General features: G+C 62.8%; 26 protein-coding genes and 1 tRNA gene. 13 read left to right on the plus strand and 14 right to left on the minus strand.

Going from position 1 to position 21,264, the window contains the following annotated elements; translation table 11 throughout:
* Positions 1-353 precede the first annotated feature (353 nt).
* Positions 354-566 carry a hypothetical protein gene (locus A3M1_RS0114555; protein ID WP_018389717.1) on the plus strand — a complete coding sequence of 71 codons (213 nt, stop codon included), beginning with the start codon at positions 354-356 and terminating at the stop codon, positions 564-566.
* Positions 567-590: 24 nt separating this feature from the next.
* Here the strand turns inward: A3M1_RS0114555 and A3M1_RS0114560 are convergent, their stop codons facing one another.
* Entirely contained in the window at positions 591-827 is a 237-nt protein-coding gene (locus A3M1_RS0114560) for an alpha/beta fold hydrolase (RefSeq protein ID WP_018389718.1), read from the minus strand.
* Positions 828-1,193: 366 nt separating this feature from the next.
* On the opposite strand from A3M1_RS0114560, the gene A3M1_RS0114565 reads away from it, so the two are divergent.
* The 3 genes from A3M1_RS0114565 to A3M1_RS0114575 are packed head-to-tail and all read left to right on the plus strand — an operon-like array spanning position 1,194 to position 4,413.
* Positions 1,194-2,285 (plus strand): HlyD family secretion protein, encoded by a 1,092-nt coding sequence (locus A3M1_RS0114565; RefSeq protein WP_245261683.1) that lies wholly within the window; start codon positions 1,194-1,196, stop codon positions 2,283-2,285.
* Complete coding sequence (locus A3M1_RS0114570; RefSeq protein ID WP_018389720.1) at positions 2,282-3,262, plus strand: ABC transporter ATP-binding protein; 981 nt, start codon at positions 2,282-2,284, stop codon at positions 3,260-3,262. The genes A3M1_RS0114565 and A3M1_RS0114570 overlap by 4 nt, the downstream gene beginning before the upstream one ends.
* A 35-nt stretch (positions 3,263-3,297) precedes the next feature.
* On the plus strand, positions 3,298-4,413 hold the full coding sequence (locus A3M1_RS0114575) for an ABC transporter permease (RefSeq protein ID WP_245261894.1): 1,116 nt from the start codon (positions 3,298-3,300) through the stop codon (positions 4,411-4,413).
* 19 nt (positions 4,414-4,432) lie between these two features.
* On the opposite strand, the gene A3M1_RS0114580 is transcribed toward A3M1_RS0114575, so the two are convergent.
* Positions 4,433-4,939: a lasso peptide biosynthesis B2 protein gene (locus tag A3M1_RS0114580; protein ID WP_018389722.1), complete on the minus strand. Its 507-nt coding sequence runs from the start codon at positions 4,937-4,939 to the stop codon at positions 4,433-4,435.
* Between the two features lie 167 nt (positions 4,940-5,106).
* Positions 5,107-5,796, minus strand: coding sequence for a FadR/GntR family transcriptional regulator (locus tag A3M1_RS0114585; protein ID WP_018389723.1), 690 nt, complete (start codon positions 5,794-5,796; stop codon positions 5,107-5,109).
* Between the two features lie 183 nt (positions 5,797-5,979).
* Here A3M1_RS0114585 and A3M1_RS0114590 point away from each other — a divergent pair, with 183 nt between their 5' ends.
* Genes A3M1_RS0114590 through A3M1_RS0114610 form a run of 5 tightly spaced genes read left to right on the plus strand, consistent with a single transcriptional unit; the run spans position 5,980 to position 10,102 of the window.
* Positions 5,980-6,984: an ABC transporter substrate-binding protein gene (locus tag A3M1_RS0114590; RefSeq protein WP_018389724.1), complete on the plus strand. Its 1,005-nt coding sequence runs from the start codon at positions 5,980-5,982 to the stop codon at positions 6,982-6,984.
* 10 nt (positions 6,985-6,994) lie between these two features.
* The gene (locus A3M1_RS0114595; protein WP_018389725.1) at positions 6,995-7,825 is read left to right on the plus strand and encodes an ABC transporter permease; all 831 of its coding nucleotides are present in this window, start codon (positions 6,995-6,997) and stop codon (positions 7,823-7,825) included.
* Between the two features lie 2 nt (positions 7,826-7,827).
* Positions 7,828-8,634, plus strand: coding sequence for an ABC transporter ATP-binding protein (locus A3M1_RS0114600; protein WP_018389726.1), 807 nt, complete (start codon positions 7,828-7,830; stop codon positions 8,632-8,634).
* Between the two features lie 11 nt (positions 8,635-8,645).
* The gene (locus A3M1_RS0114605) at positions 8,646-9,398 is read left to right on the plus strand and encodes an ABC transporter permease (protein WP_018389727.1); all 753 of its coding nucleotides are present in this window, start codon (positions 8,646-8,648) and stop codon (positions 9,396-9,398) included.
* Positions 9,398-10,102, plus strand: a complete 705-nt coding sequence (locus tag A3M1_RS0114610) for a fumarylacetoacetate hydrolase family protein (protein WP_018389728.1) — start codon at positions 9,398-9,400, stop codon at positions 10,100-10,102. Before A3M1_RS0114605 ends, A3M1_RS0114610 begins: the two co-directional genes overlap by 1 nt.
* A gap of 140 nt (positions 10,103-10,242) precedes the next feature.
* Here the strand turns inward: A3M1_RS0114610 and A3M1_RS0114615 are convergent, their stop codons facing one another.
* Positions 10,243-12,342 carry a DEAD/DEAH box helicase gene (locus A3M1_RS0114615; protein WP_245261684.1) on the minus strand — a complete coding sequence of 700 codons (2,100 nt, stop codon included), beginning with the start codon at positions 12,340-12,342 and terminating at the stop codon, positions 10,243-10,245.
* Between the two features lie 309 nt (positions 12,343-12,651).
* Here A3M1_RS0114615 and A3M1_RS0114620 point away from each other — a divergent pair, with 309 nt between their 5' ends.
* Positions 12,652-14,181 (plus strand): MFS transporter, encoded by a 1,530-nt coding sequence (locus A3M1_RS0114620; protein ID WP_018964074.1) that lies wholly within the window; start codon positions 12,652-12,654, stop codon positions 14,179-14,181.
* A 245-nt stretch (positions 14,182-14,426) separates the two neighbouring features.
* On the opposite strand, the gene A3M1_RS0114625 is transcribed toward A3M1_RS0114620, so the two are convergent.
* On the minus strand, positions 14,427-14,891 hold the full coding sequence (locus A3M1_RS0114625; RefSeq protein WP_018964073.1) for a hypothetical protein: 465 nt from the start codon (positions 14,889-14,891) through the stop codon (positions 14,427-14,429).
* Between the two features lie 183 nt (positions 14,892-15,074).
* Between A3M1_RS0114625 and A3M1_RS26725 the strand changes: the two genes are divergently transcribed.
* Both A3M1_RS26725 and A3M1_RS0114635 read left to right on the plus strand, forming a co-directional pair.
* A complete protein-coding gene (locus A3M1_RS26725; protein WP_018389732.1) occupies positions 15,075-15,227 on the plus strand; it encodes a hypothetical protein in 153 nt (50 codons plus the stop codon).
* 535 nt (positions 15,228-15,762) lie between these two features.
* A tRNA-Gly gene (locus A3M1_RS0114635) sits at positions 15,763-15,836 on the plus strand.
* A gap of 86 nt (positions 15,837-15,922) precedes the next feature.
* Here A3M1_RS0114635 and A3M1_RS0114640 read toward each other — a convergent pair.
* The 7 genes from A3M1_RS0114640 to A3M1_RS0114670 form a co-directional block, all read right to left on the minus strand.
* Positions 15,923-17,167 carry a hypothetical protein gene (locus A3M1_RS0114640; protein WP_018389733.1) on the minus strand — a complete coding sequence of 415 codons (1,245 nt, stop codon included), beginning with the start codon at positions 17,165-17,167 and terminating at the stop codon, positions 15,923-15,925.
* Entirely contained in the window at positions 17,154-17,414 is a 261-nt protein-coding gene (locus A3M1_RS0114645; RefSeq protein ID WP_018389734.1) for a hypothetical protein, read from the minus strand. The genes A3M1_RS0114640 and A3M1_RS0114645 overlap by 14 nt, the downstream gene beginning before the upstream one ends.
* Positions 17,415-17,419: 5 nt before the next feature.
* Complete coding sequence (locus A3M1_RS0114650; protein ID WP_018389735.1) at positions 17,420-17,638, minus strand: helix-turn-helix domain-containing protein; 219 nt, start codon at positions 17,636-17,638, stop codon at positions 17,420-17,422.
* On the minus strand, positions 17,628-18,104 hold the full coding sequence (locus A3M1_RS25100; RefSeq protein ID WP_018964072.1) for a hypothetical protein: 477 nt from the start codon (positions 18,102-18,104) through the stop codon (positions 17,628-17,630). Before A3M1_RS25100 ends, A3M1_RS0114650 begins: the two co-directional genes overlap by 11 nt.
* Before the next feature lie 141 nt (positions 18,105-18,245).
* On the minus strand, positions 18,246-18,626 hold the full coding sequence (locus A3M1_RS0114660) for a hypothetical protein (protein ID WP_018389737.1): 381 nt from the start codon (positions 18,624-18,626) through the stop codon (positions 18,246-18,248).
* Positions 18,623-18,865, minus strand: a complete 243-nt coding sequence (locus A3M1_RS0114665; RefSeq protein ID WP_018389738.1) for a hypothetical protein — start codon at positions 18,863-18,865, stop codon at positions 18,623-18,625. Before A3M1_RS0114665 ends, A3M1_RS0114660 begins: the two co-directional genes overlap by 4 nt.
* Positions 18,862-19,314 (minus strand): hypothetical protein, encoded by a 453-nt coding sequence (locus tag A3M1_RS0114670; RefSeq protein WP_018389739.1) that lies wholly within the window; start codon positions 19,312-19,314, stop codon positions 18,862-18,864. Before A3M1_RS0114670 ends, A3M1_RS0114665 begins: the two co-directional genes overlap by 4 nt.
* A 123-nt stretch (positions 19,315-19,437) precedes the next feature.
* On the opposite strand from A3M1_RS0114670, the gene A3M1_RS0114675 reads away from it, so the two are divergent.
* The gene (locus A3M1_RS0114675; protein WP_018389740.1) at positions 19,438-19,650 is read left to right on the plus strand and encodes a helix-turn-helix domain-containing protein; all 213 of its coding nucleotides are present in this window, start codon (positions 19,438-19,440) and stop codon (positions 19,648-19,650) included.
* 44 nt (positions 19,651-19,694) lie between these two features.
* On the opposite strand, the gene A3M1_RS25910 is transcribed toward A3M1_RS0114675, so the two are convergent.
* Positions 19,695-20,315 carry a hypothetical protein gene (locus tag A3M1_RS25910; RefSeq protein WP_198291134.1) on the minus strand — a complete coding sequence of 207 codons (621 nt, stop codon included), beginning with the start codon at positions 20,313-20,315 and terminating at the stop codon, positions 19,695-19,697.
* Positions 20,312-21,178 (minus strand): DUF4747 family protein, encoded by an 867-nt coding sequence (locus A3M1_RS25915; RefSeq protein WP_081620342.1) that lies wholly within the window; start codon positions 21,176-21,178, stop codon positions 20,312-20,314. Before A3M1_RS25915 ends, A3M1_RS25910 begins: the two co-directional genes overlap by 4 nt.
* Between the last annotated feature and the right edge of the window lie 86 nt (positions 21,179-21,264).

The following is a 21,264-nucleotide window of genomic DNA, read 5'->3' on the forward strand; positions in this document are numbered from 1 at the left end:
GTCGCTGCCTCGATATTCTGCAACCCTGAGATGAAGGCTGCTCAAAAAAAGAGTCGTCGTAGGAAGGGCTTGGAGAGTCGCTTCTGATTTGTGGCCCATAGGCAACAGGTCGCGCTCTTTTTGGAGGCTGGTCGCGCTGTCGGGATGAGGCGGCCGGATCGGGCACTGATTCGCCGACTGGCTCGGCGCTGGCGCAGGCTGCCCCGCCGGCCGGAGGCCGCTCCGGCGCGTGGTCCGCGGCCCTCACCGCGCCGACGATTCCGCCTCGATGCGCCTGCGAGATTGAGGGGCTGGATATGCCCCGCGCCTCATCCTATAGCGAGGCTTTCCATGGCTGAGGGGCGGAGAGCGTGATGGAAGGCGAGGAATTGCGGCTGATTCTGTGCCGGTTGGAAACCGGAATGGTGCTCACCGTGCCGGATGCCTGGATCGACAAGAAAATTCCCGGGTCAAACGTGACCCGCGCCCGGCTGGTGGCCGAGATCGCCCGGCAGTATTTCTGCAATCACCATCAGGATTTCGGCTCGCAGCGCTTCGAGAAGCAGGAAGTGGCCTTCACCGGGTGAGGTCACGGCGCTGGGCGAGCGAGGTCACGGGGCCGACCGCGCTTCCAGTTTCGCCATGGAAGACGACGTCGCCCGCTCCTTAACAAGCAAACGCTGCAGCACCGCGTTGAACGACTCGGGGGTTTCGATCATCGGGCAATGGCCGGCCTCGGCGATGGTGTGCAGGTGCAGGAACGGATTGGCCGCCGCCATCTCCCGCCAGGGATTGATCGGCGTCACTCGGTCATGCGCGCCCCAGATCAGATGTGTATCGACAGCCACGCTGTGTCGACAAGGCTACGCGCGGTGCTGAACTTCTTGTCGAATTTGACGAATAGATCGTCGAATGCGATGGGGTTGCATCACTTAATTCGCACTATTTTGATCTGAGCTGACCAGATAAATAATCCGGCAAAGCCCCGGAAGAATGGCAAGATCTGGCATGATTTTGCCCTCGGTGGTGCATGAGGATGTCATGCAAGCATTTTCCAGGCCGGTGACAGAAATAAATCTTTATCTGCATTGGAAGAGTGATCGCAGGTCAGCGACTTTTTTTGATGGGAACTAGGTCATTGAAGCATCCGGCCGGCTCGTGCGCTGGAACTGTAAAAGAAAATCTGATCGTATGAAAAAGCTCCTGACCCCTGCGTGTCCGCGCAAGTCATGCGCGGACGACGTACTTTCCGCACAAGCGCAGCCCGGGGGGAGGGCGCCGGCCTGACAGCGAGGGGAACTCTCGCGGGCTTCGTTGCTGGGGGTATGATGACGCCGCGTTTCCGTCTGCCGACCAATATGGTCGTCGTCATTCTCACCCTGGTTCTGTTTTCGCTTGCCGCCCTTTTCGTTGTCTCGGCGCCCGGTGGGTATCAGGGCTATGCGGAGGCGGACTTCATCTTTGTCGGCCCTGACGAGGCCGGGCGTATCGTCGAGCTCAAGGTAGATGAGGGGGCGCGTGCGACAAAGGGAATGCCGCTCTTCACCATTGACGCGGATTTGCAGGTTGCCGATCTGAAGTCGGCTGAAGCTGCCCTTGGTCAGGCGCTCTCGGATCTTGCCAACGTCAAGGCGGCCGCCAAGCGCCCGGCGGAAGTGGCGATTCTCGAGGCCAGCGAGAGGCGGGCCGCGGCGGCGCTGGAGCTTTCCAGACTTGAGCTCGACCGGCAGAAGGACCTGCAGTCCAAGCAGGTGGCCTCGCAGGCGGCCCTCGATGCTGCGCAGCAGACCTATAACCAGAACGAAGCCTCGCTCGACCAGGCGCGCCATGAGATCGAAGCGGCAAAACTCGCGGGCCGCGACGACCAGATCGCCGCTGCCGAAAAGGCAGTGGATGCCGCCCGCGCCAGTCTGGCCGCTGCGCAGGTGCGGTTGGACCGGCGGCGCATGTTCGCGCCCGTCAGCGGTACGGTGGAGACGCTCTATTTCCGCATGGGGGAACTGGTTCCGGCTGGCCGGCCAGTGGTCTCGATTCTGCCGCCAGAACTGATCAAGGTGCGCTTCTTCGTGCCCGAGCCGGCGCTGCCCCAGTTCCAGCTCGGCACCGCCGTGACGGTGAGCTGCGATGGCTGTGCTGAAGAGATCGAGGCCACGGTCAGCTACATCGCCGCCAGTGCCGAGTACACGCCCCCGGTCATCTACAGCCTGGATGAGCGCTCCAAGCTGGTGTTCATGATGGAGGCCAAGCCGCGCGATCCCTCGAAGCTGCGGCCCGGACAGCCGGTCACGGTCGAGATCGCGCGATGAGCGCCCGCCCGGAGCATGTGGAGGCGGCCTCGCTGGAGCCCGGGCTCGCCCGCGACGTTGACTACGCCATCGATGTTCAGGGGCTAAGCAAGAGCTTTGGCATCAATCAGGTTGTCCGGAAGCTCTCCATGCGCGTGAAGCGCGGGCAGATTTATGGCTTTCTCGGCCCCAACGGCTCGGGAAAGACCACCACCATCCGCATGCTGTGCGGGCTGCTGACCCCTGACGAGGGGCGCGGCACCTGCCTTGGCATGGATATCCTGACGCAGGGCCGCGCCATTCGCCGTCACGTCGGCTACATGACACAGAAATTCAGCCTCTATGCCGACCTCTCGGTGCGGGAGAATCTCGAGTTCATCGCCCGCATTTATGGCGTGCCCGATGCCGAGGCGGCGGCGGCCGAGGCGATCGTCTCTCTCGGGCTGGAGGGGCGCGAGCGGCAGCTGGCCGGGGATCTCTCCGGTGGCTGGAAGCAGCGTCTCGCCCTCGGCGCCTGCATCCTGCCCAAGCCCCAGCTTCTTCTGCTCGACGAACCGACCGCCGGCGTCGACCCCAAGGCACGGCGCGAATTCTGGGCGCAGATTCATGACCTGGCGGGAGCGGGTGTCACGGTGCTCGTCTCCACCCACTACATGGACGAGGCCGAGCGCTGCCATGAGATCGCCTATATCGCCTATGGCGAATTGCTGGCGCAGGGCACGGTGGAGGAGGTTATCGCCGGCTCGGCGCTGCACATGTGGCGCGTCACCGGGCCAGACCCGGCGGCGTTGGCACGCGAGCTGATGGAGGTCCCCGGTATTGAGCTGGTCGCCCCCTTTGGCACCAGCGTGCATGTCGGCGGGCGCGACCGTACGGCGCTCGAGCTCGCCATCGCCCGTTTCGCGGCGCGGGAGGAACTCGTCTGGCGCCCGGACAGCCCCAATCTGGAGGACGTGTTCATCGACCTGATCAACCGATCAAGGGATAATTTCCGGTGAACGGGGTTGCAGGCTCCCTGCGCCGTATCGGCGCGATGATACGCAAGGAATTCATCCAGCTGATGCGGGACCGCGTCTCCTTCGCGGCGATGGTATCGATCCCGCTGCTCCAGCTGATCCTCTTCGGCTACGCCATCAACACGACGCCGCGGCACCTGCCGACCGCCGTGCTGGCCTATGACCAGTCGTCGCTGACCCGCTCCATCCTCGCCGCCATCGAGAACACTAAGTACTTCTCCATCACGCATCACCCGGTGAACGAGGCCGAGGCCGAGCATCTGCTGCGCTCGGGGCAGGTGCTGTTCGTGGTGGAAATCCCTGCCGGCTTCGAGCGCGCCGTGCGGCGCGGGGAGAGCCCGTCCCTGCTCGTCTCGGCAGACGCCACAGATCCCGTGGCCTCGACCAGCGCGCTGGCGGCATTGGGGCGGCTGGTGGAGACCTCAGTGCGGCGCGAGCGCTTCAATGTGGACGATGCGCCTGAGGGCAGCGGGCTGGAACAGGCGCCGCCGCCCTTCGAATTCCGCACCCATCCGCGCTACAACCCGGCCGCCGTCACCCAGCTGAACATCGTGCCGGGCCTGCTCGGCACCATCCTCACCATGACCATGCTCATCTTCACCGCCTTGTCGGTGACGCGGGAGATCGAGCGCGGGACGATGGAGACGCTACTGGCCATGCCCATCCGTCCGGCGGAGATCATGGTGGGCAAGATCGCGCCCTATGTCATGGTCGGGGCGATGCAGGCGGCAATGATCCTTGGTGCGGCCGTGCTGCTCTTCGATGTTCCCGTGGTCGGCAATCTGGCGCTCCTCACCGTCCTGACCGGCCTGTTCATCCTCACCAACCTCTCGATCGGCTACACATTCTCCACCCTGGCACAGAACCAGCTGCAGGCGGTGCAGATGACCTTCATGTACTTCCTGCCGAATATCCTGCTGTCGGGCTTCATGTTTCCCTTCGCCGGCATGCCGACCTGGGCGCAGTGGATCGCCGAGACGCTGCCGCTGACCCATTATCTCCGCATGGTGCGCGGCATCCTGTTGAAAGGAGCGACCTCGGCCGATCTGGCGCAGAACATCATTGGCCTCAGCGTGATCATGCTCGTTGCCATGGTCATCGCGGTGAAGCGCTTCCGGCAGACCCTCGACTAACCCCGCGGCAGCCAATGGGTCAGCGCGCCCCACCGGTGCCTAGGGCGGTATCCGCCTTGTCGAGCGGGGGAAAAGTGGCGAGCAGGGTGAACCGCTCCAGTTCCTCGGTACCGATCACATCGATCGTATCTGAGCGCACCCACAAATGGGCCATCAACTGGCCCTCCGGATTTTTCATCACACCATAATACAGCGTGGTCGGCACACCGCGCCTGTGCAGGATCACCCGCGCCGACAGCCCCTGTTCGAGGCACATGGCGCGGAACGGCATGCGGCGTGCCACCGCGCGGATCGCCCAGCGCGCCCGTGTGATTTGCTCCCGTGTATCCAGCGGCGGCGGGCGTGTCGGTCGGGCGGCGGAAATGCGGGCCACCTGGCGGAACGGTAGCAGTATGATCGCCAACCGGGCGAATCCCACCGTCAACAGCGCCTCGCCCAACAGCACGCGGTCGCGCCAGGCAAGGCGGCGCCAGCGGGCGGCGAGCGAGGGCGAGCGCCGGGCGGCGCTCACGTCACGATGACCCATACGGGCACAACTCGCACCGGGCAGGTCGGCGATGGGCTAGGGTCCACTGGGTGCGGTGCCTCCATAGGGGAGCGCCCGCGAGGCGAATCCGCTCGGCGTTCCAGAAAGCCATCCAAGACCGAAGCCGCCGCTTTCTCAAGCCCGCTCGTCGGCGCGGAAGCTGAGCCTTACTGACGGTCGAGCAGCTTGCGCTCGACCGTCTGCAGATGGGCGCGCATGCCGGCGGCCGCGGCGGCGATGTCGCGATGCTCGATAGCGTCGACGATCGCTTCGTGCTCGGCGAAGCTGTGATGGTCTGGCAGCGGCTTCACCGGTTCGGTGCGCAGCCGGCCCCAGGTCACGGCCCGGCGCACCGCATTCAGCGTGTCGAAAAGGCCAAGCAACAGTGTGTTCTGCGAGGCCTCGGCAATGGTCCGGTGCAGGCGCGTGTCCCAAGCCTCATATTGGCGCCAGGTCTCGGCCTGACGTGAGCGCGTCAGGCACATCCGCATTTCGGCGATGTCTTCCGGCGTCGCGGTGAAGGCTGCGGCGCGGCAGATCTCAGGTTCCATCACGATGCGCGCCCGCATCACCTCGGCCGGATTGCTCCGGCGGGCCAGTGCCGCGATGTCGGCGAAGGTGTCCAGCGGACGGCTCCCCATGAAGGTGCCCTTGCCGACATGGCGCCAGAGCTGGCCCTCGGCTTCGAGCACGTCCAAGGCCTTGCGCAGTTCCGTGCGTGACACGCCAAGCGCCGCCGACAATTCCCTCTCCGGCGGCAGGCGGCCATCGTCGGCAAGATCGATTTGGGCGAGATAGCCACGCAATTGCGTGACGATGCCCTTTTCCAGATGGGAGTCGGCGGAAGAATTAAGCATGGTGTCCGGATCAACCAAAGTGCGAATTGGTTTATTCTATGACGGCATCAAATCCTGCGGTCAAGCCAATCCGATCTTGACCGCCCATGGCAGCCAATATAAACCAAAACAAAATTGGTATCCAACCTCGCGGGTTAGGATAAGTGGCGGGTTGAACCGCTCGGCTCTCATGGGAGACTGAAAATGCTCAAGGAACTGACGAAGAAGCTGTGCGGCCTGTCCGGGTTGGCGGTTGCTGCTGGCATCGGGCTGGCCCTGGTGGCGGTGCCGCAGGCCGAAGCCAAGGTCCGCGTCGCCTATGGCGATATCGCCTCGGTCGAAAATCTCCACCTGCTGGCCGCTTTCGAGCTGGCCAAGCAGCGGGGCGTCGACATCGAGATGACCTATCTGAAGTCCGAGGATATCGCTGCGCAGGCGGTGGTGAGCGGGCAGGCGGATATTGGCGTCGGCGGACCTTACGCGCTGATGCAGAAGGTGAAGGTGCCGGTCCGCATCTTCCTGCAGCTTTCGACGCTGCGCTTCTATCCGGCGGTCAACGCCGAGTTCTACAAGACCTGGAAGGATCTGAACGGCCAGGAAATCGCGGTCCACTCGCGCGGTTCGGGCACCGAAGCCATCATGAAGCTGATGGAAGAGAAGCAGGGTATCAAGTTCTCCAAGATCAGCTACATCCCGGGTTCGGAAGTGCGTACCGGCGCGCTGCTGCAGGGCAATGTGAAGGCGACCATCGTCGATTCGGCAGGCCGCCGACTGCTGCAGGAAAAGGCCCCCGGCAAGTTCATCATCCTGCCGCTTGATGGCATCAACGCCACGGATGAGGCGTTGTTCGCCCGTCAGGACTTCCTGGACAAAAATCCCGGCGACGTCGACGTCATCGTCGAATCGGTCATCACCACTTGGCGCGAAGTGACCAAGAACCCGGCGATCGTCGCGGAGTGGCGGACCAAGTACAAGCTGCTGCCTGACCTGCCGGCCGATCAGGTGGCAGAAATCACCCCCTATTTCACCGAGCTCGCTAAGGGCAAGGCGTTCCCGCTCAATGGTGGCGGCGAGGCGGCGGCGAAGGACGACTTCGCCTTCTACACCCTCTCCGGTCAGCTTCAGGGCGAGCCGGCGAGCCTGAAGGTCGAGGATTTCTGGGCCCTCGAGCCGCTGAATCGCGCGCTCGGCAAGGTCGGCACGAACTGAGGCCGGTTGGATGAGTTTTCCGGTACAGGCGAACGGCTCCTCGCGAGCCGTTCCCACCTCTGAGGCTTCCTTCTTTTGGAGGAAGCTCTCGGAGCACCGCACGGCCCTTTGGCGCCTGGCGTCCATTGGCCTCTTCTTCCTCGTCTGGGAGATTGCCGGTCGTATCCCGATCAGCTTCGCCTTCCCGACCTTCCTGGAGACGCTGCGCGCCTTCGTGACGATGACCCTCGATGGTTCCTTCGTTGCGGCCTATGCCGAGACGCTGCAGCCGCTGGTGATCGGCATCGCTATTTCCGCCGTCATTGGCATCGGCCTTGGCATCGTCATGGGCCTGTCGCGCTTCGCCGAATGGCTTGTGGCGCCGGTGTTCATCGTGCTTCAGGCGGCGCCGATGGCGGCGCTGATTCCGCTCATCACCTTTGTGTATGGCATCGGCCTGCTGTCGAAGACGCTGGCGGTGATCATGCTCGCTTTGCCGGTGATCGTGCTCAACGGCTACAAGGCGGTTCGCAACGCCAATCCCTCGCTGGTGGCCATGTGCTACTCGTTCCAGGGAAATCTCTGGCAGCGCATCACCAAGATCATCATTCCCGATGCGAGCCCGGTGATTTTCGCCGGCCTTCGCCTCGGCCTCGCCGCCGGCTTCATCGGCGTGATCCTGGCGGAACTGCTGATTACTCCGACCGGCATCGGTGACCTCATCACCTATCATCGCTCGGTGGCGAATTATGCCGAGATGTATGCGGCCGTCGTCTCCATCATCCTCGTGTCCACCCTGACGCTGGCCGCGCTTGAGGCTTTCGAGCTTCGCGTGCTGCGTCCCGAGAAGAGAAAGTCCTGATCATGCGGAACATTACCGCTCAGGCGGCCACTGCCGCCGCCGTCCCCGCCGGCTCGGATGTCGCGGTCGAAGTGCGCGGCGTGTGCAAGATGTATAATGAGGTCGAGGCCCTGCGCGGCATCGATCTTGACTTCCCCGCCGGCAAGCTGACCACGCTGCTCGGCCCGTCGGGCTGCGGCAAGACCACGCTTCTAAAGATCATCGCTGGTCTGATCCCCGCTACCTCGGGCGAGATCCGGGTCAACGGCCAGACCGTTACCGGCCCCGGTCCTGAACGCGCCTTCGTGTTCCAGGACTTCGCGCTGATGCCGTGGGCGACGGTCATGCGCAATGTCGCCTTTGGCCTTGAACTCAAGGGCATGGGTAAGGACGAGCGCCAGTCGATCGCCCGGAAGTACATTGCCGAGGTCGGCCTGTCCGGCTTCGAGAGCAAGTACCCGCACGAACTTTCAGGCGGCATGCGTCAGCGCGTCGGCCTCGCCCGCGCCTTCGCGGTGAATGCCGATGTGCTCCTGCTCGACGAGCCGTTCTCGGCGGTGGACGAGCAGAACCGGCGCAAGTTCCAGGAAGATCTGCTCGAACTGGTCGAGAAGGAGAAGAAGACCTTCATCTTCGTCACCCACTCGATCGAGGAAGCGGTCTATTGCTCCGACCGTATCGTCATCCTCTCGCGCCGGCCCGGCCGGATCGCCCAGATCATCGAGCCGGAGATCGACCGCACGGCCTCGCCGGACGCCATTCGCCGTGACCAGGGCTACCTCGATACGGTCGAGGAAATCTGGCAGGGCCTCAAGCGCTACGTCGACTAGGGGAGGGTGCGATGACTTTGTTTGGCTATCGCGTGCCCATGATGGCGTCGCTGCTCGTGTGGTGCGTCATCTGGGAACTCGTCGGGCGCTCCGGCGCCATGTTCCTCATCCCGCCGCTCTCCGACGTGATTGTCGCGGCCGTGGCGCTGGTGCAGACCGCCACCTGGCAGTCGGCCGCGATCACCACGCTGAACAGCTTCCTGCTCGGCATGTTCTTCGCCATCGTCGTCGGCATCGCCATCGGCGTGCTGATGGGGCGCTCGACCACGGCCGACAGCCTGCTCGGCATCTGGGTGAACATCTTTGTCTCGGCGCCGCTCTCGGCGCTGGTGCCGGTGCTGATGATCCTGTTCGGCATGGGTGAGACCACCGTGGTGGTCACGGTTTTCCTGTTCGCCGTCTGGATCATCGTGCTCGACACGCGGGCAGGCATTCAGGGAGTGCCGCCCTCGCTCGTCGAGATGGGGCGCAGCTATGGTGCGTCGCCCTGGACGCTCTACGGCAAGATCATCTTCTTTGCCGCGCTGCCCGAAATTCTCGCCGGCATCCGGCTGGGCGTGGTGCGCGGCGTCAAGGGCGTGGTGATTGGCCAGCTTCTGGTGGCGATCATCGGCTATGGCGAATTGTTCGAGCTCTATTCGCGCAATTTCGACATGGAGAACTTCTGGGCCCTGACCATCATCCTTTTCGCCGCCGCGATGGGGCTGTCAGCCCTGATCGAGAGCATTGAGAAACGCGTCGACTACTACGCAGGAGTACGCTGATGAACGCGCCTATCGACACTTCCGTCTATGTGATCACGCCTCCTGGCATTCCGACGCTGCCCGTCGAAGGCTCGGACCAGCTGTTCCCGATCCACCGCATCTACTGCGTCGGGCGCAACTACGCCGAGCACGCCATCGAGATGGGGCATGATCCCGACAAGGAGCCGCCGTTCTTCTTCCAGAAGAACCCCGATAACGTCATTACTGACGGCACTTTCCCCTATCCCGACAAGTCCAGCGACGTGCATTACGAGTTGGAAATGCTGGTCGCGATCGGCAAGGGCGGTGTGAACATCCCGGTGGAATCCGCGCTCGATCACGTGTGGGGCTATGGCGTGGGTCTCGACATGACCCGCCGCGACCTGCAGGGCGAGGCCAAGAAGCTTGGCCGCCCTTGGGAGATCGGCAAGGCCTTCGAGGATTCCGCCCCCTGCTCGGCGCTGGTGCCGGCCTCGGTCATCGGCCATCCCGCCGCTGGCAAGGTGTGGCTGAACGTCAACGGCACGCAGCGTCAGGTCGGCGACCTCAACCAGATGATCTGGAAGGTGCCGGAGATGATCTCCTACCTTTCCGGCCTGTTCGAGCTTGAGCCGGGTGACGTCATCATGTCCGGCACGCCGGCCGGTGTCGGCGCCATTGTTCGGGGCGATGTCATGGAGGGCGGCGTCGACGGCGTCGGCTCGCTTACGGTCAAAGTGGTCTGAGCTTACTTTCAGCCGACACTCGGTGAAGCCATCGGGTGTCGGCTCAACCTCAGCAACACGGGACGCGGCGACATCGCTGCGTCCCGTTTTTTTTGGGCCGGGCTAACGGCCGATGGCGTATATCTCCGTCCCTCGTGCCATCAAGTCCGACGCGGCGGCTTGCTCTTGGCTGGCTTGGCATAGGGCTTGGTGCCATCAGAGGGCTTGGCGAAGGGCGCTTTGCCGCCGGGTTTCTTGCCGGGAAGCCCCTTGCCCTCCGGCTTCCGGTTCTCAAACCTGCCCTGCGGCTTGTCCTCGAACGTCTTCGGGCGTGGGGGCTTCGCCGGCCGCTCGCTTTCATTGTTCGCCAGCGGGTTCCATTCGCGCGGCTTCTCAGCCCCGCCCTTGCGGTGCGCCGGCTTGCTGCGCTCATACGTGCCGCCTTCCGGCCCGCCACGCTCCGGCCGGCTGTCGGCCGGCTTCCCCTTGGCCGGCTCGTGCCGCGGGGCCGGCTCGCGCTTCTCGTACGCAGGCTTCTCGTACGCAGGTTTCTCATGCGCCGGCTTGGCGTAGGCGGGTCTGTCCTGCGCCGGCCTCTCGCGCTGCGGGCGTTCCGGCGATGGTCGGCTGCGCGGGGGGCGCGACGAACGTTCCTCCGATGGCCCGCCGGGCAGAGGCTCGATGACGACGTCGCCGCCCTCGATCTTGCGTACCGATTTGCCGAAGCGATCGGCAGCAGCGCGGCTCACCTCGAAGGCGGTCTCCTCGTCGAGGATGCGGATGATCCCGATCTCCTTGCGCGTCACGTTGCCACGACGGCAGATCAGCGGCAGCAGCCATTTGGGATCGGCATTGCTGCGGCGCCCGACATTGAGCCGGAACCACACGCTGCCGCCGCCCGATGGCCCGCCGAACTCCCGGTCGGCAGCGCGGTCGCGCACGGCGCCGCCGCGCGGCTCGCCGGGGTCGGCGACTTCCTCCGGCGCCGGCAGGCCGGCGCGATAAAGCCGGACCAGCGCGGCCGCCAGGTGCTCGGGCGCGTGGGCAGCGAGCAGGGTGCGGCCGGCGGCGAGGTCTTCTTCGTTCGCTTCGTCGGTAAGCAGCGCGTCGCGCAGCATGCGCTCATGATCGAGCTTGCGGATCTCTTCCGAGGTCGGCGGGCCGGACCAGGCCGGCGTGATGCCGAGCCCGCGCATCAGGTCCTCGGTACGCCGGCGACGGAAAGGAGGCACAAGAAGCACGCTCACGCCCTTGCGCCCCGCCCGCCCGGTGCGGCCGCTGCGATGCTGCAGGCTCTCGGCGTCGTTGGGTAGGTCGGCATGGATGACGAGGCCGAGATTGGGTAGGTCGATGCCGCGCGCGGCGACGTCGGTGGCGACGCACACCCGTGCCCGCCCGTCCCGAAGTGCTTGCAGGGCATGGTTGCGCTCGTTCTGACTGAGCTCGCCGGACAGTGCGACGGCCGAGAACTGCCGTTCCTGGAGCATGGCGTGCAGCCGGCGGACCGCCTCGCGCGTGTTGCAGAATACGATGGCGCTCGGCGTGTCGTAGAAGCGCAGCACATTGACCACCGCATGGTCGATCTCGGTCGGCGCGATGCGGATGGTGCGGTATTCGATATCGGCGTGCCCGCCCTCAGCGCTCGCTACCTCGATGCGCAGGGCATCCCGCTGATAGCGCTTGGCCAGCGCGGTGATGCCGCGGGGCATGGTGGCGGAGAACAGCAGGCTGCGCCGCTCCAGCGGGGTGGCGTCGAGGATGAATTCAAGATCTTCGCGGAAGCCGAGGTCGAGCATCTCGTCGGCCTCGTCGAGTACGACGACCTTTAGCGCGGAGAGATCGAGCCGGCCGCGCTCCAGGTGGTCGCGCAGCCGCCCCGGCGTACCGACAACGATATGGGCGCCCTGGTTCAGCAGGCGCTGTTCCTGGCGCGGATCCATGCCACCGACACAGGAAACGATGCGCGCGCCCGTCGCGGCATAGAGCCAGGCGAATTCCCGCTGCACCTGCAGCGCCAATTCACGGGTGGGGGCCACTACCAGCGCGAGAGGAGCCGTCGCGTGCGGCAGGCGCTCCTCGCTGCCCAGCAGCGTCTCGGCCATGGCGAGGCCATAGGCCACGGTCTTGCCGGAACCTGTTTGCGCCGACACCAGTAGGTCGCGCCCTGCCGCCTCTGGCGCCAGCACGGCCAGTTGCACCGGAGTGGGGTTATTATAGTCCCGTTCGGCCAGCGCTTGGGCAAGCGCCGGGTTCGTCGTCATGAAGGTCACGGCTGGTCCGCCTATGTCGCAGTCTCGTCAGGCGTCGAGGGGAGCCATCGGAAAAATGTCTGTAGCCCCTTCCTTAATCGCGCCGGGGCCGCGACGCCACTACCGTCCGCGCATCCCCGCGCCGTGTCCTGCGCGGGGCGCGGGACGGTCGCTTTCGGCAGGAGGGGGGTCTGCGGACATACGATCGGCGGCGAGTTTTGGTTGAAATGGCGCGATCCTGGCAGGCGGGCATCGTCACGCGCCTTTCACGCGAGGTGATCACGTTGCATCTTACCTCCGCCGTACGATGCAGGATCCTTGATGCACGAGCACCTCCCCCACGCGAGTCACGAGCCCGCCATTGGCAGGACGGTTCAATTCTACATCGACGAGCGGCCGAACTGGCCGGACGGTACGCCGGTGCCGGTGACGCCGATGACGGCGATGCAATGGCGCATCTGGGGCCTCGCGGCTGCCGGTAAATTTTTCGAAGGTCTTGTCGTCTTCATGACCGGCGTGGCGATGCCGTTGATCGCCAACGAATTCGGCCTCGGCGCGGTCGAGCACGGGGTTGTCGGTGCCGCCTCGCTTGCTGGCATCCTGGTGGGCGCGTTGCTGCTCGGTGGCCTTGCCGATCAGTTCGGCCGCAAGCTCATGTTCATCGTCGAGATGGTACTGTTCATCATCTTCCTGATGCTGTTGTCCGTGGCGCCCAGCTACGCCTGGCTGGTCGTCTTCCTGTTCGGCATCGGCCTTGCGCTCGGTTGTGACTACCCGACGGCGCATCTCATCATTTCCGAGAGCATCCCCACGAGTGCCCGTGGCCGCCTCGTGCTTGGTGCGTTCGCCTTCCAGGCGGTGGGTGCCCTAGTCGGCACGGGTGTCGGCTATGTCGTCCTCACATTCGATGCCGACGTCACGGCGTGGCGGTGGATGTATGCCGCAGCCATCATCCCAGCCATGGTTGTGCTTGCCGGCCGCTTCTTCGTCACAGAGAGCGCGCCCTGGCTTTTCGCCCGTGGCCGGAAACACGAAGCCGAGCGCGAAACCGCCCGCCTGCTGCAGCGCAAGCCGGCCTATCCGAAAAAGGTGGTGCTCTCGGCTCCCCACAAGGCTGAGGCCGGTGCCAGCGGTTGGACGGCGCTTTTCGCCCGCCGAAACCGCCGCGCAACCATTCTTGCCTCGGCGCCGTGGTTCCTGCAGGACCTGTCGACCTATGGCATCGGCATCTTCACCCCCACCATCCTCGCCGCGACACTCGGCCATGACAGTGACAATGCCCGCAACATCGCCGAGATCATACAGAACGACATCGCCGCCGCCGAGGGCGCGGCCATGATCGACGTACTGCTCATCGTGGGCATCATCTTCGCGGTGGCACTCGCCGACCGTGTGGGCCGCGTCCCACTGCAGATCCTCGGCTTCATTGGCTGCGCCGCTGGCCTGTTGATCGCCTCCTTCTCCGCCTATTACGACGGTGCGATGGGGACGGCGCTCATCTTTATCGGGTTCATGATGTTCAACTTCATGACCAATCTCGGCCCGAACGCGCAGACATACCTGCTGGCCGGCGAAGTGTTCCCCACCGCCATTCGTGGCAAGGGCGCGGGCTTTGCGGCCGCCTTTGCCAAGATGGGTGCCGTGCTTACCGCCTTCGGCTTCCCTATTATGCTTGCCTCCATCGGCCAGCAGGCGCTGCTCTATGGCCTTGTGGCGATGTCGCTGCTCGGTGCCGCCGTCACCTGGTGGTTCCGTATCGAGACGACAGGCGTCAGCCTCGACGAGGTGGGCGCGCACGGCCACCATGCCGCCAAGGCGCCGGTGGCCGATAGCGCTATCGCCGAACTCTGAATCCAAAGAGCTTTTTCTGTGCCCCTTTAGGGATCGGAATCTGCTTCATTGCCCCGCGGACCTTGGAACTGGGGCCGGGGGGCAACTCGGCGGATTCAAGCGGTCGTCGCAACGGGTCATTTTTCGGCTTGCTTGAGCAGCGCGTCAAGCGCTTCAGCCGGCGTCTTCCAGTCCAGGGCTTTCCGCGGCCGTGCGTTGGCCACGATCCTCGATGACAAACGTGCCCGGCTGGCCGTTTCAGTGCTTCAGGGCGCATATTCATTGACGCAATCGGTCAACCGGATCACCGCCTTTTCCGTGTGGCGAAGCTTCCACTGGAACTCGCGATTGCCAATCCCAACCTCGATCGTGCGTGCCGTTTCGAAAAGCTGGGACATGTCCCAGCTCATCACAGTCCAGGCGCGGTCACGAGTGGGGGTGAAGCGGAAGTGTTCCGGCTGGTTGCCGTTGACGCCGATGGTCCCGTCGGCTCCGTTCTTGTGGCCCGAGGCCGGAACCGAGACGCTAAAATCCTCTGCATTGTTGGCCACCTGCAGCACCTGGCCATACTGGTCGGCGTGGAGGATGCAGCGGTTGAAACTGCTGTCGCTGTTGAGGGTGAGAATGAGCCGCCAGCCCCCGACGGTGGCAAGGACGCGCTCGCCCGCAAGGGCGGGAACTGCCGCTCGCGGTTGGGAGGTCGTCTCGCTGACCGCCGGGCCGGAATTCATCGGCTGCACCGGGTCGATCAGCCATCCTGGCGGCTTCCTCATCCTTCAGAAAAAGACCCGTGGCTGGGAACTGCGCGTCCCTGCCGACCAGACGGAAGGGTTTGGGGGCGGCGTTATCGTGCTCGACGGGCGCCGCGTGGATGCCCAGTTCGGCTTTACCCCGAAGGTGCGGGTGAGGCGAGGGTGGACGATCGCTTTGTCGCCGCCCTGAGGAACGGCAAGCTGCTGACTACCCAGATCAAGGGCGCCAACCCGGTTAAATGGCCGCTTACCGGGTCGGCAGCGGTGGTGACCAAGATAGAGGAATCCTCCAGCCGTCAGGGCCTGATTCCCTGATCACCATCAGCCCGATAGGCAAATGACTGCCCCAGCAACGGCGCTCCGCGAGCCACTAATGGTTCCGCCGGAGGATGGCCCGGCGGCGTTGGTGCCCGTCGACCGGCATTCCCTGGTCCTGCGGGCTCAGGTTTGCCCGACAGAAGCGGCGAGCGAACCACTCCCGGTGCTCCGGGATGGCCCGCTGGGCGAGGTGTCCGATCGTATCTGGCGGGACCGCGCGCGGTGAGGTGCCGGTCGGACATGAAGGCCGCATGCGTCCTGTTCGTCCGATCCTTGAGCAGAACGAGATGCGCCATCGCGGCAGCTTGGTCTTTCCTCCGTCAGGACAATCTATGCTCCCATCGCTGCGGCCAGTCACCGCGACAATGCAGATAGGTCGACTTTGGCGGGCGACTTCGTCGCGATACTCAGAACGCCAGGTTACGCTGCGCCTTGCCGGTGATAGCGATGTCCCCTCCCGCTCTCTCCTGTGAAGCGCATGCCGGGGGACTTGAAGCGCCCGCGCCGCGCCATTAAGGTGCCGCCTGCCTGAGCGGGCGTAGTTCAATGGTAGAACGGCAGCTTCCCAAGCTGCATACGAGGGTTCGATTCCCTTCGCCCGCTCCAGCGCCAACCGTTGCGAACCAACGGTTTGCCGGCCTACCGCTGAACTACACGTTCCCCACGTTCCCCATCGCGTTCCCCATGTCTGTTTACGACTCGTTCCGGCCGGCGCGATGCGCCTGCCGAAGCTCGGCAACTTTGCGGCTCTTGCCCACGGCGCCGCGCGAATAGCGGGCCGTCGTGGACGCCTGTGTGTGGCCAATGGCGCCACGGATTTCGTCGAGGTCAGCGCCTGCGTCCTCGGCCTCGGTGATGGCGCCGGCGCGCGCATCCATGTTCCACACCTCGTCCGGGATGCCGGCCGCGCGGGCGATCAAACGCCACTCGCGGGCATAGGCATCCTTGGCGTAGGGGCGGCTGGCGTGCTCGTCGATAATGAGCGGCCCGACCTTTGCCGCCGCCGGCACCTCCGCCAGCAGCGCCAGCGTCATCGGGCACAGCGAGAGGTCATGCGACACGAGTGCGCCGGTCTTGGTCGTCTCCTTCGTGAACACGGAACGGTTCGCAAGGTCCGCCCAAGTCAGGCCATTCACCCAGCGGAGCATGCGCCGGCCGCGCTTGCCCTTGAGCATGATGCCGCCGATTTCCGAGCGCGCGACGTGCGGCTCCCATTCGCCGATCACGTCTTTCTGGCGCATGCCGGTTTCAAACTGCAGCGCCGTGCCCAGCGCGAGGGAGAGCCGTCCGGCCTCGATCGCCTTGGGGATGAAGGCCTCAACATGGTGCCGTTCCAGGCGGATACGCCGCCGCTTGGACTGTTTGAACCGCGTGGCGTCTAGGATGCTGGCGAGCCGGGCGCAACCGGCATGCTCGGCGGCGATGCCATAGGCGAACAGGCGCCGGAACATGCTGATGATGCCATGCGCCTTGCGCACGCGCTCCGGGCCGTCCGGCTCGCGCGGCTTCTTCGCCTCCTCGTACCAGCGGCGGAAGTCGGCGAGGGCGAGATTGGACAGGACGCGCTTGCCGAAGGCGCGGTCGATCACCCGGAGCACCTGGTCATAGGTCTCCCGCGTGTTGTGCTTCAGCTCGAAATAGGGCGAGGCCTCGTCGGTTTGGTAGAGCCGCACGAGGCTGGAAACCGTGCCGTCAAAGGGGCGGCGGGTCTGCCGGTGCCCGGCACGCCAGGCTAGCATTTCCGCTTGCAGCTTGCGGCACATGGCCTCGGCAAGAAGCCGCTCGCGCGGGTCGTCGAGGTTGTAATGCAGGCGGACAGTCTTCGGTTCGTAGCCGGCCTTGGCGATATCGTCGCGAGCCACCCAGCTAAACCGGGTGGTGCCGTCCTTGTTATGCCGGCGCTTCAGGCCGGGCGCATCGAGATTAGCGGAGCGCATCGAGGTTCTCCTCTCCATCAGGTTGAGACACCTGAACGGTAGAGAGGCCGTAGCGGCGATGCCAGAAGGCTTGAACGGCGGGCCAGTAGCGGCCGCCCATGATCGGGTCGATGCGCGGCAGCCCTTCGCGTTCCAGCATGTGGGCCTTGGCAGTCCAAGACTTCGCATCCTGGCTAAGGCGCCGTGCAACCTCAGCCTCGCAGGGAAACGCGCCTTCATAGCGGAAGGTGTCGCTGCGCCGCGTCATTTCCTTTAGTCCTCTTGGCCGCGCTTGAAGGCATCGAGCGCCTTGCGCTCGATGACGAGGGGAGACGTTCGGCCGCCGGAGAAGCCGTGCCGCGCCGGGAGCCTTTTCTCGGCGACTAGTTTGCTAATGGTGCGCGGCGAGCAGCCCAGCTCGTGAGCTATAGCCTTAGTGCCGCGGATGATTTGGGAAGGATTAAGCACTTGCGCCCACCCCCTAGTCGCCATCCCGCTCACCGACGATGGCGCGCTCCTCTTCGGTGTAGTGCGCGAGCATCTCCCGCAGCTTGCCAATGCGGAACGTCGTGACCTTGCGGATGTCGGTGCCGTTGAATTTCACGCTGTCCCACTTGGAAGCATCCGGCACCTTGTCCGCCGGAAATGCGCGGCCGCCGACGGGCTGGAAATAGTCCTGCACATACGAGATCGAGCGCGCCTCGGGATTGAGGCGGGCGCATTCCGCGACCGAGCATGCAATGCGACCGGCGCGGGTCGCGTCGAAGCCGTCATCCATCAGCTCGCGAAAGAGCCACAGCCCGATCATGTCATCGGGGTCGAAAAGCCGCGCCCGCCCGGGCATCGTGTCCGGTGCGCACGAAAAGCGCCCCGAAGCGACATGCTCATTGAAACGATCGCGATGGATGCGAGCGACGCGGCAAGCGGCGACAGTAGTGAGCTTGGTAACAACCGACATTTTCACCTCCTGTGATTACCAAGAGGTACGATACCCTCTTGAAATTTTCAAGAGGAAAATCTCGCGCCGAAGATGGCAGACGTAGCCCTTTGACAGCGTCCGCTCGTTCACTCCCCCACGGGGCGCTCCCATCGGCATGGATCATTCGTCCCGCGTGCTTACCGCTGGCGACCAGCTCTCCGGATCGTCGCAAAAGAAGTACCGCACCTCATAGCCCTTGAGCGGATAAGCGCCGAGCGCCAAGCCACCCGAACCGTCGCGCAGGTTCACGCGGCTGGAGATTTCACAGCCGGGATAGATCTCCGCCAACGCATCGCGGATCTCAGCCATGGCTGCTTCGATGCGCTCATGGGGCGCGGGGGCGGAGGTGGGGAGCGTTACGGGAATTTCCGCTGCGGCAGTAGCGGGGGCGGCTATCAGCGCCGGGGCGGGGAGCGAGAAGGGAATTCCCATAGCGGCAACAGCGGGCGTGGCTATGAGTGCCGGGGTGGCGCTGAGCAGAAGCTTGCGACGGTTCATCATAGGACGCTCACCCCATTCCACGAGCCGCCGTGCTGCTCGATGAGCCCCTCCCAATCGCCGAGGCCGTCTTCAGCCTCGTCTCGCTCTCGGTCGCCGTCGTCCTCAAGATCGTCGCCCTCGAGGTCCGGCTCGCCGTCGAGTTCATCCAGCATGGCGATGAGTGCCTCAATGGTGCGCTCGGCGCGCTCGCGAAGCTGCCGACGCTCCACCATCACGAATTCGCGGGTGTGAGCGTTCATGCCCGTGCCTCCGCGATCATCCGGTCGAGGCTGGTTTCCAGCGAGGCGAGGAACAATCCTTCGAAGCTCTCGCCTTCTTCCGTCTCCTGCATCCCGAGCGCGAGATCAGGCGTCGCTTCCCTAACGTAGCGCACCAGGGCGAGCAGGCCCGGCAGCGTGGTCGGCACCGTCTCCAGCACCCTCACAAAGGCATCGTCGGCGAGGTCGCACAGCTCGGCGAGCCGATCCTCGCCGTCGCGCGTGGTGTCGCAGGCCTGCACCGGCGCCATCTGCCGCTTGTGCTCGGCGATGCGCGCGAAGATCGGATCGGGCACCGGCGCCGCTTGGCCCGGCGTAGGCGTCACCAGCGCCAGAATGCCCGCCGGCACGGTGACAAGTGCCGCGCCAACGCAAAGTGCCTGGCGCCGGCTGGGGACACGGCTTTCCCGTTCGCGAACATGGATGTCCATGCGCGTGCTCCTGTGGTATAACGAACCAGAATTGTTACGACGTGACTGATTTGCCATGTCGATATGGGTTACGTCAAACCTTTTTTGTTACAGGGTGCCACATTGAACGCCGCTCAATGTCGAATGGCTCGCGCCGCGCTTCAACTCGGCGTCCGCGACCTAGCGGACTTGGCCAAGGTTTCGCCGACGACGATTACGCGCCTGGAGGCGGGCGAGGAATTGAAGCCCCGCACCGTCGAGGCAATCCAGCGCGCGCTGGAGGAGGCCGGCGTCGTCTTCGTCGCCGAGAACGGCGAAGGGCCGGGCGTTAGGTTGAGGAAAGCTATGGGAAGCTGACATCGACGCTAGGCCGCACCGCGACAAGAGTCGTCGCGAGAATCTCAATCGCGTAGTTTTTTCTCGATCTTTTCCAAAACGTTGGCGATCCGCAGTTCAATTTCGCTAGGCGCATCCTCGCCTCTATCCGTAATTCCGGCGAGACGATAAATTGCCAGCGCAGAGCCCAATATCAGCATTAGAGAATAATTCAGAAGCAAAAGTCCGACAAAAGATCCAAATAGAAACAGAAAAACGAACAAATGCTTATATTGAATAAGCAGACTGAATTTAAATGCATCGACAATAATAGATCCAGAAAACATCATTGCCCACAGTATTGCTAAAAGCTGAATAAAAATAAAATGAAAGAACGTTGCGTTAACGACTTCGAGATTGCTAATCCCTCTTTCGTTTGTTGTTGCTTGAAGACTTCGTTTAACTCTATTAGTTAATAGACTAAATAAGATAGCGTATGTTCCTAAACTAAATCCGAGCAGATTAGGAAGAATGGATTTACTTTGATCAACCCATTCTGCCTTCATCCAATTATTGTAATCCGCCGCCGTCAAAATAATCGCAACGAAGAAAAGTGGAGAATATAAAATACTACGCCATCCGCCATACGCAGAAAAATATCTGCGTATGCTTCTATAAAGAGCCGCTGTTTGCGATTTGCTACTCACGTTGACTGACCATTTGTCGCAACGAGGCCTCTGAAGGCCTGATCCTCAGAAACGAGATCAGGGTCATATCGATCCTGAATTACCTTCGGAAAATTCTCTGAAGAGATCTTTACCGCGCCAGTCTCGTCTCTCCCGTTGACCTCTACTTTACCGTTCTCCAGCGCCGATTTGCTAATGTCTTTGATTTCCTTTGTAGGCTTTAGAGAGTGGCCTTTTTCAGCTAGATAAGTAAGAGATAGCTGGCGACTATTCGCCTCAGAAAGATGCTTTTCTATCTGAGCTTCAAAGTCGTCAGCAAATATGTCAGGATTAGGTCTTTCAATTATAATGCTTATGGATTTAATAACCTTTAATCCAAACATTTTCTCCAAAGCCATATGGGTTTGGACAACATTTATCTTAATATCACCGTACTTATTCGCCATCGACGCGTCATCGGCAAGATTTCTGAATAATTTATAAGCTGAATTAATTGTAAATACCTTTCCCTGTGAATAAGTCTGAATGAATAATTTGTGCTTGACTGTATCAAAATAGAAAAAGAATGAAGCGGCATTTGGATACAAATTCGGAGGTATATTTATACTTGATATTTGGTCCTCTGTTGCGACTTGCATTCCAGATGCATCGAACCACGTTCCCGAAGTGTCAATATCAATAAAAGTTGTTATTGTTCCGGAAATCTGATCCTCAGAAACTCTCGATCTATCTATAAGAGAGATCAGCGCCTTACGATCTCCGTGTATCTTTACTGATCTTTTCAAGCTAAATAAATCAATCATCAGCTGACTATATTTTATAGTTGTATGTGGGTGCAGGCGTATATTTAGAACCCCGGCAGCCACCTTAATTTTTCGAGCCATTGATCCCCCCCAAATCCCGTGGTCGGAGATCTTATCTGGCTTCAGGATGGATTGTCAGCCATTTTTGCTCTCGCCGGTGACGCCCC

It is taken from the genome of Ancylobacter sp. FA202, from assembly GCF_000380205.1.
Lineage (GTDB): Bacteria > Pseudomonadota > Alphaproteobacteria > Rhizobiales > Xanthobacteraceae > Ancylobacter.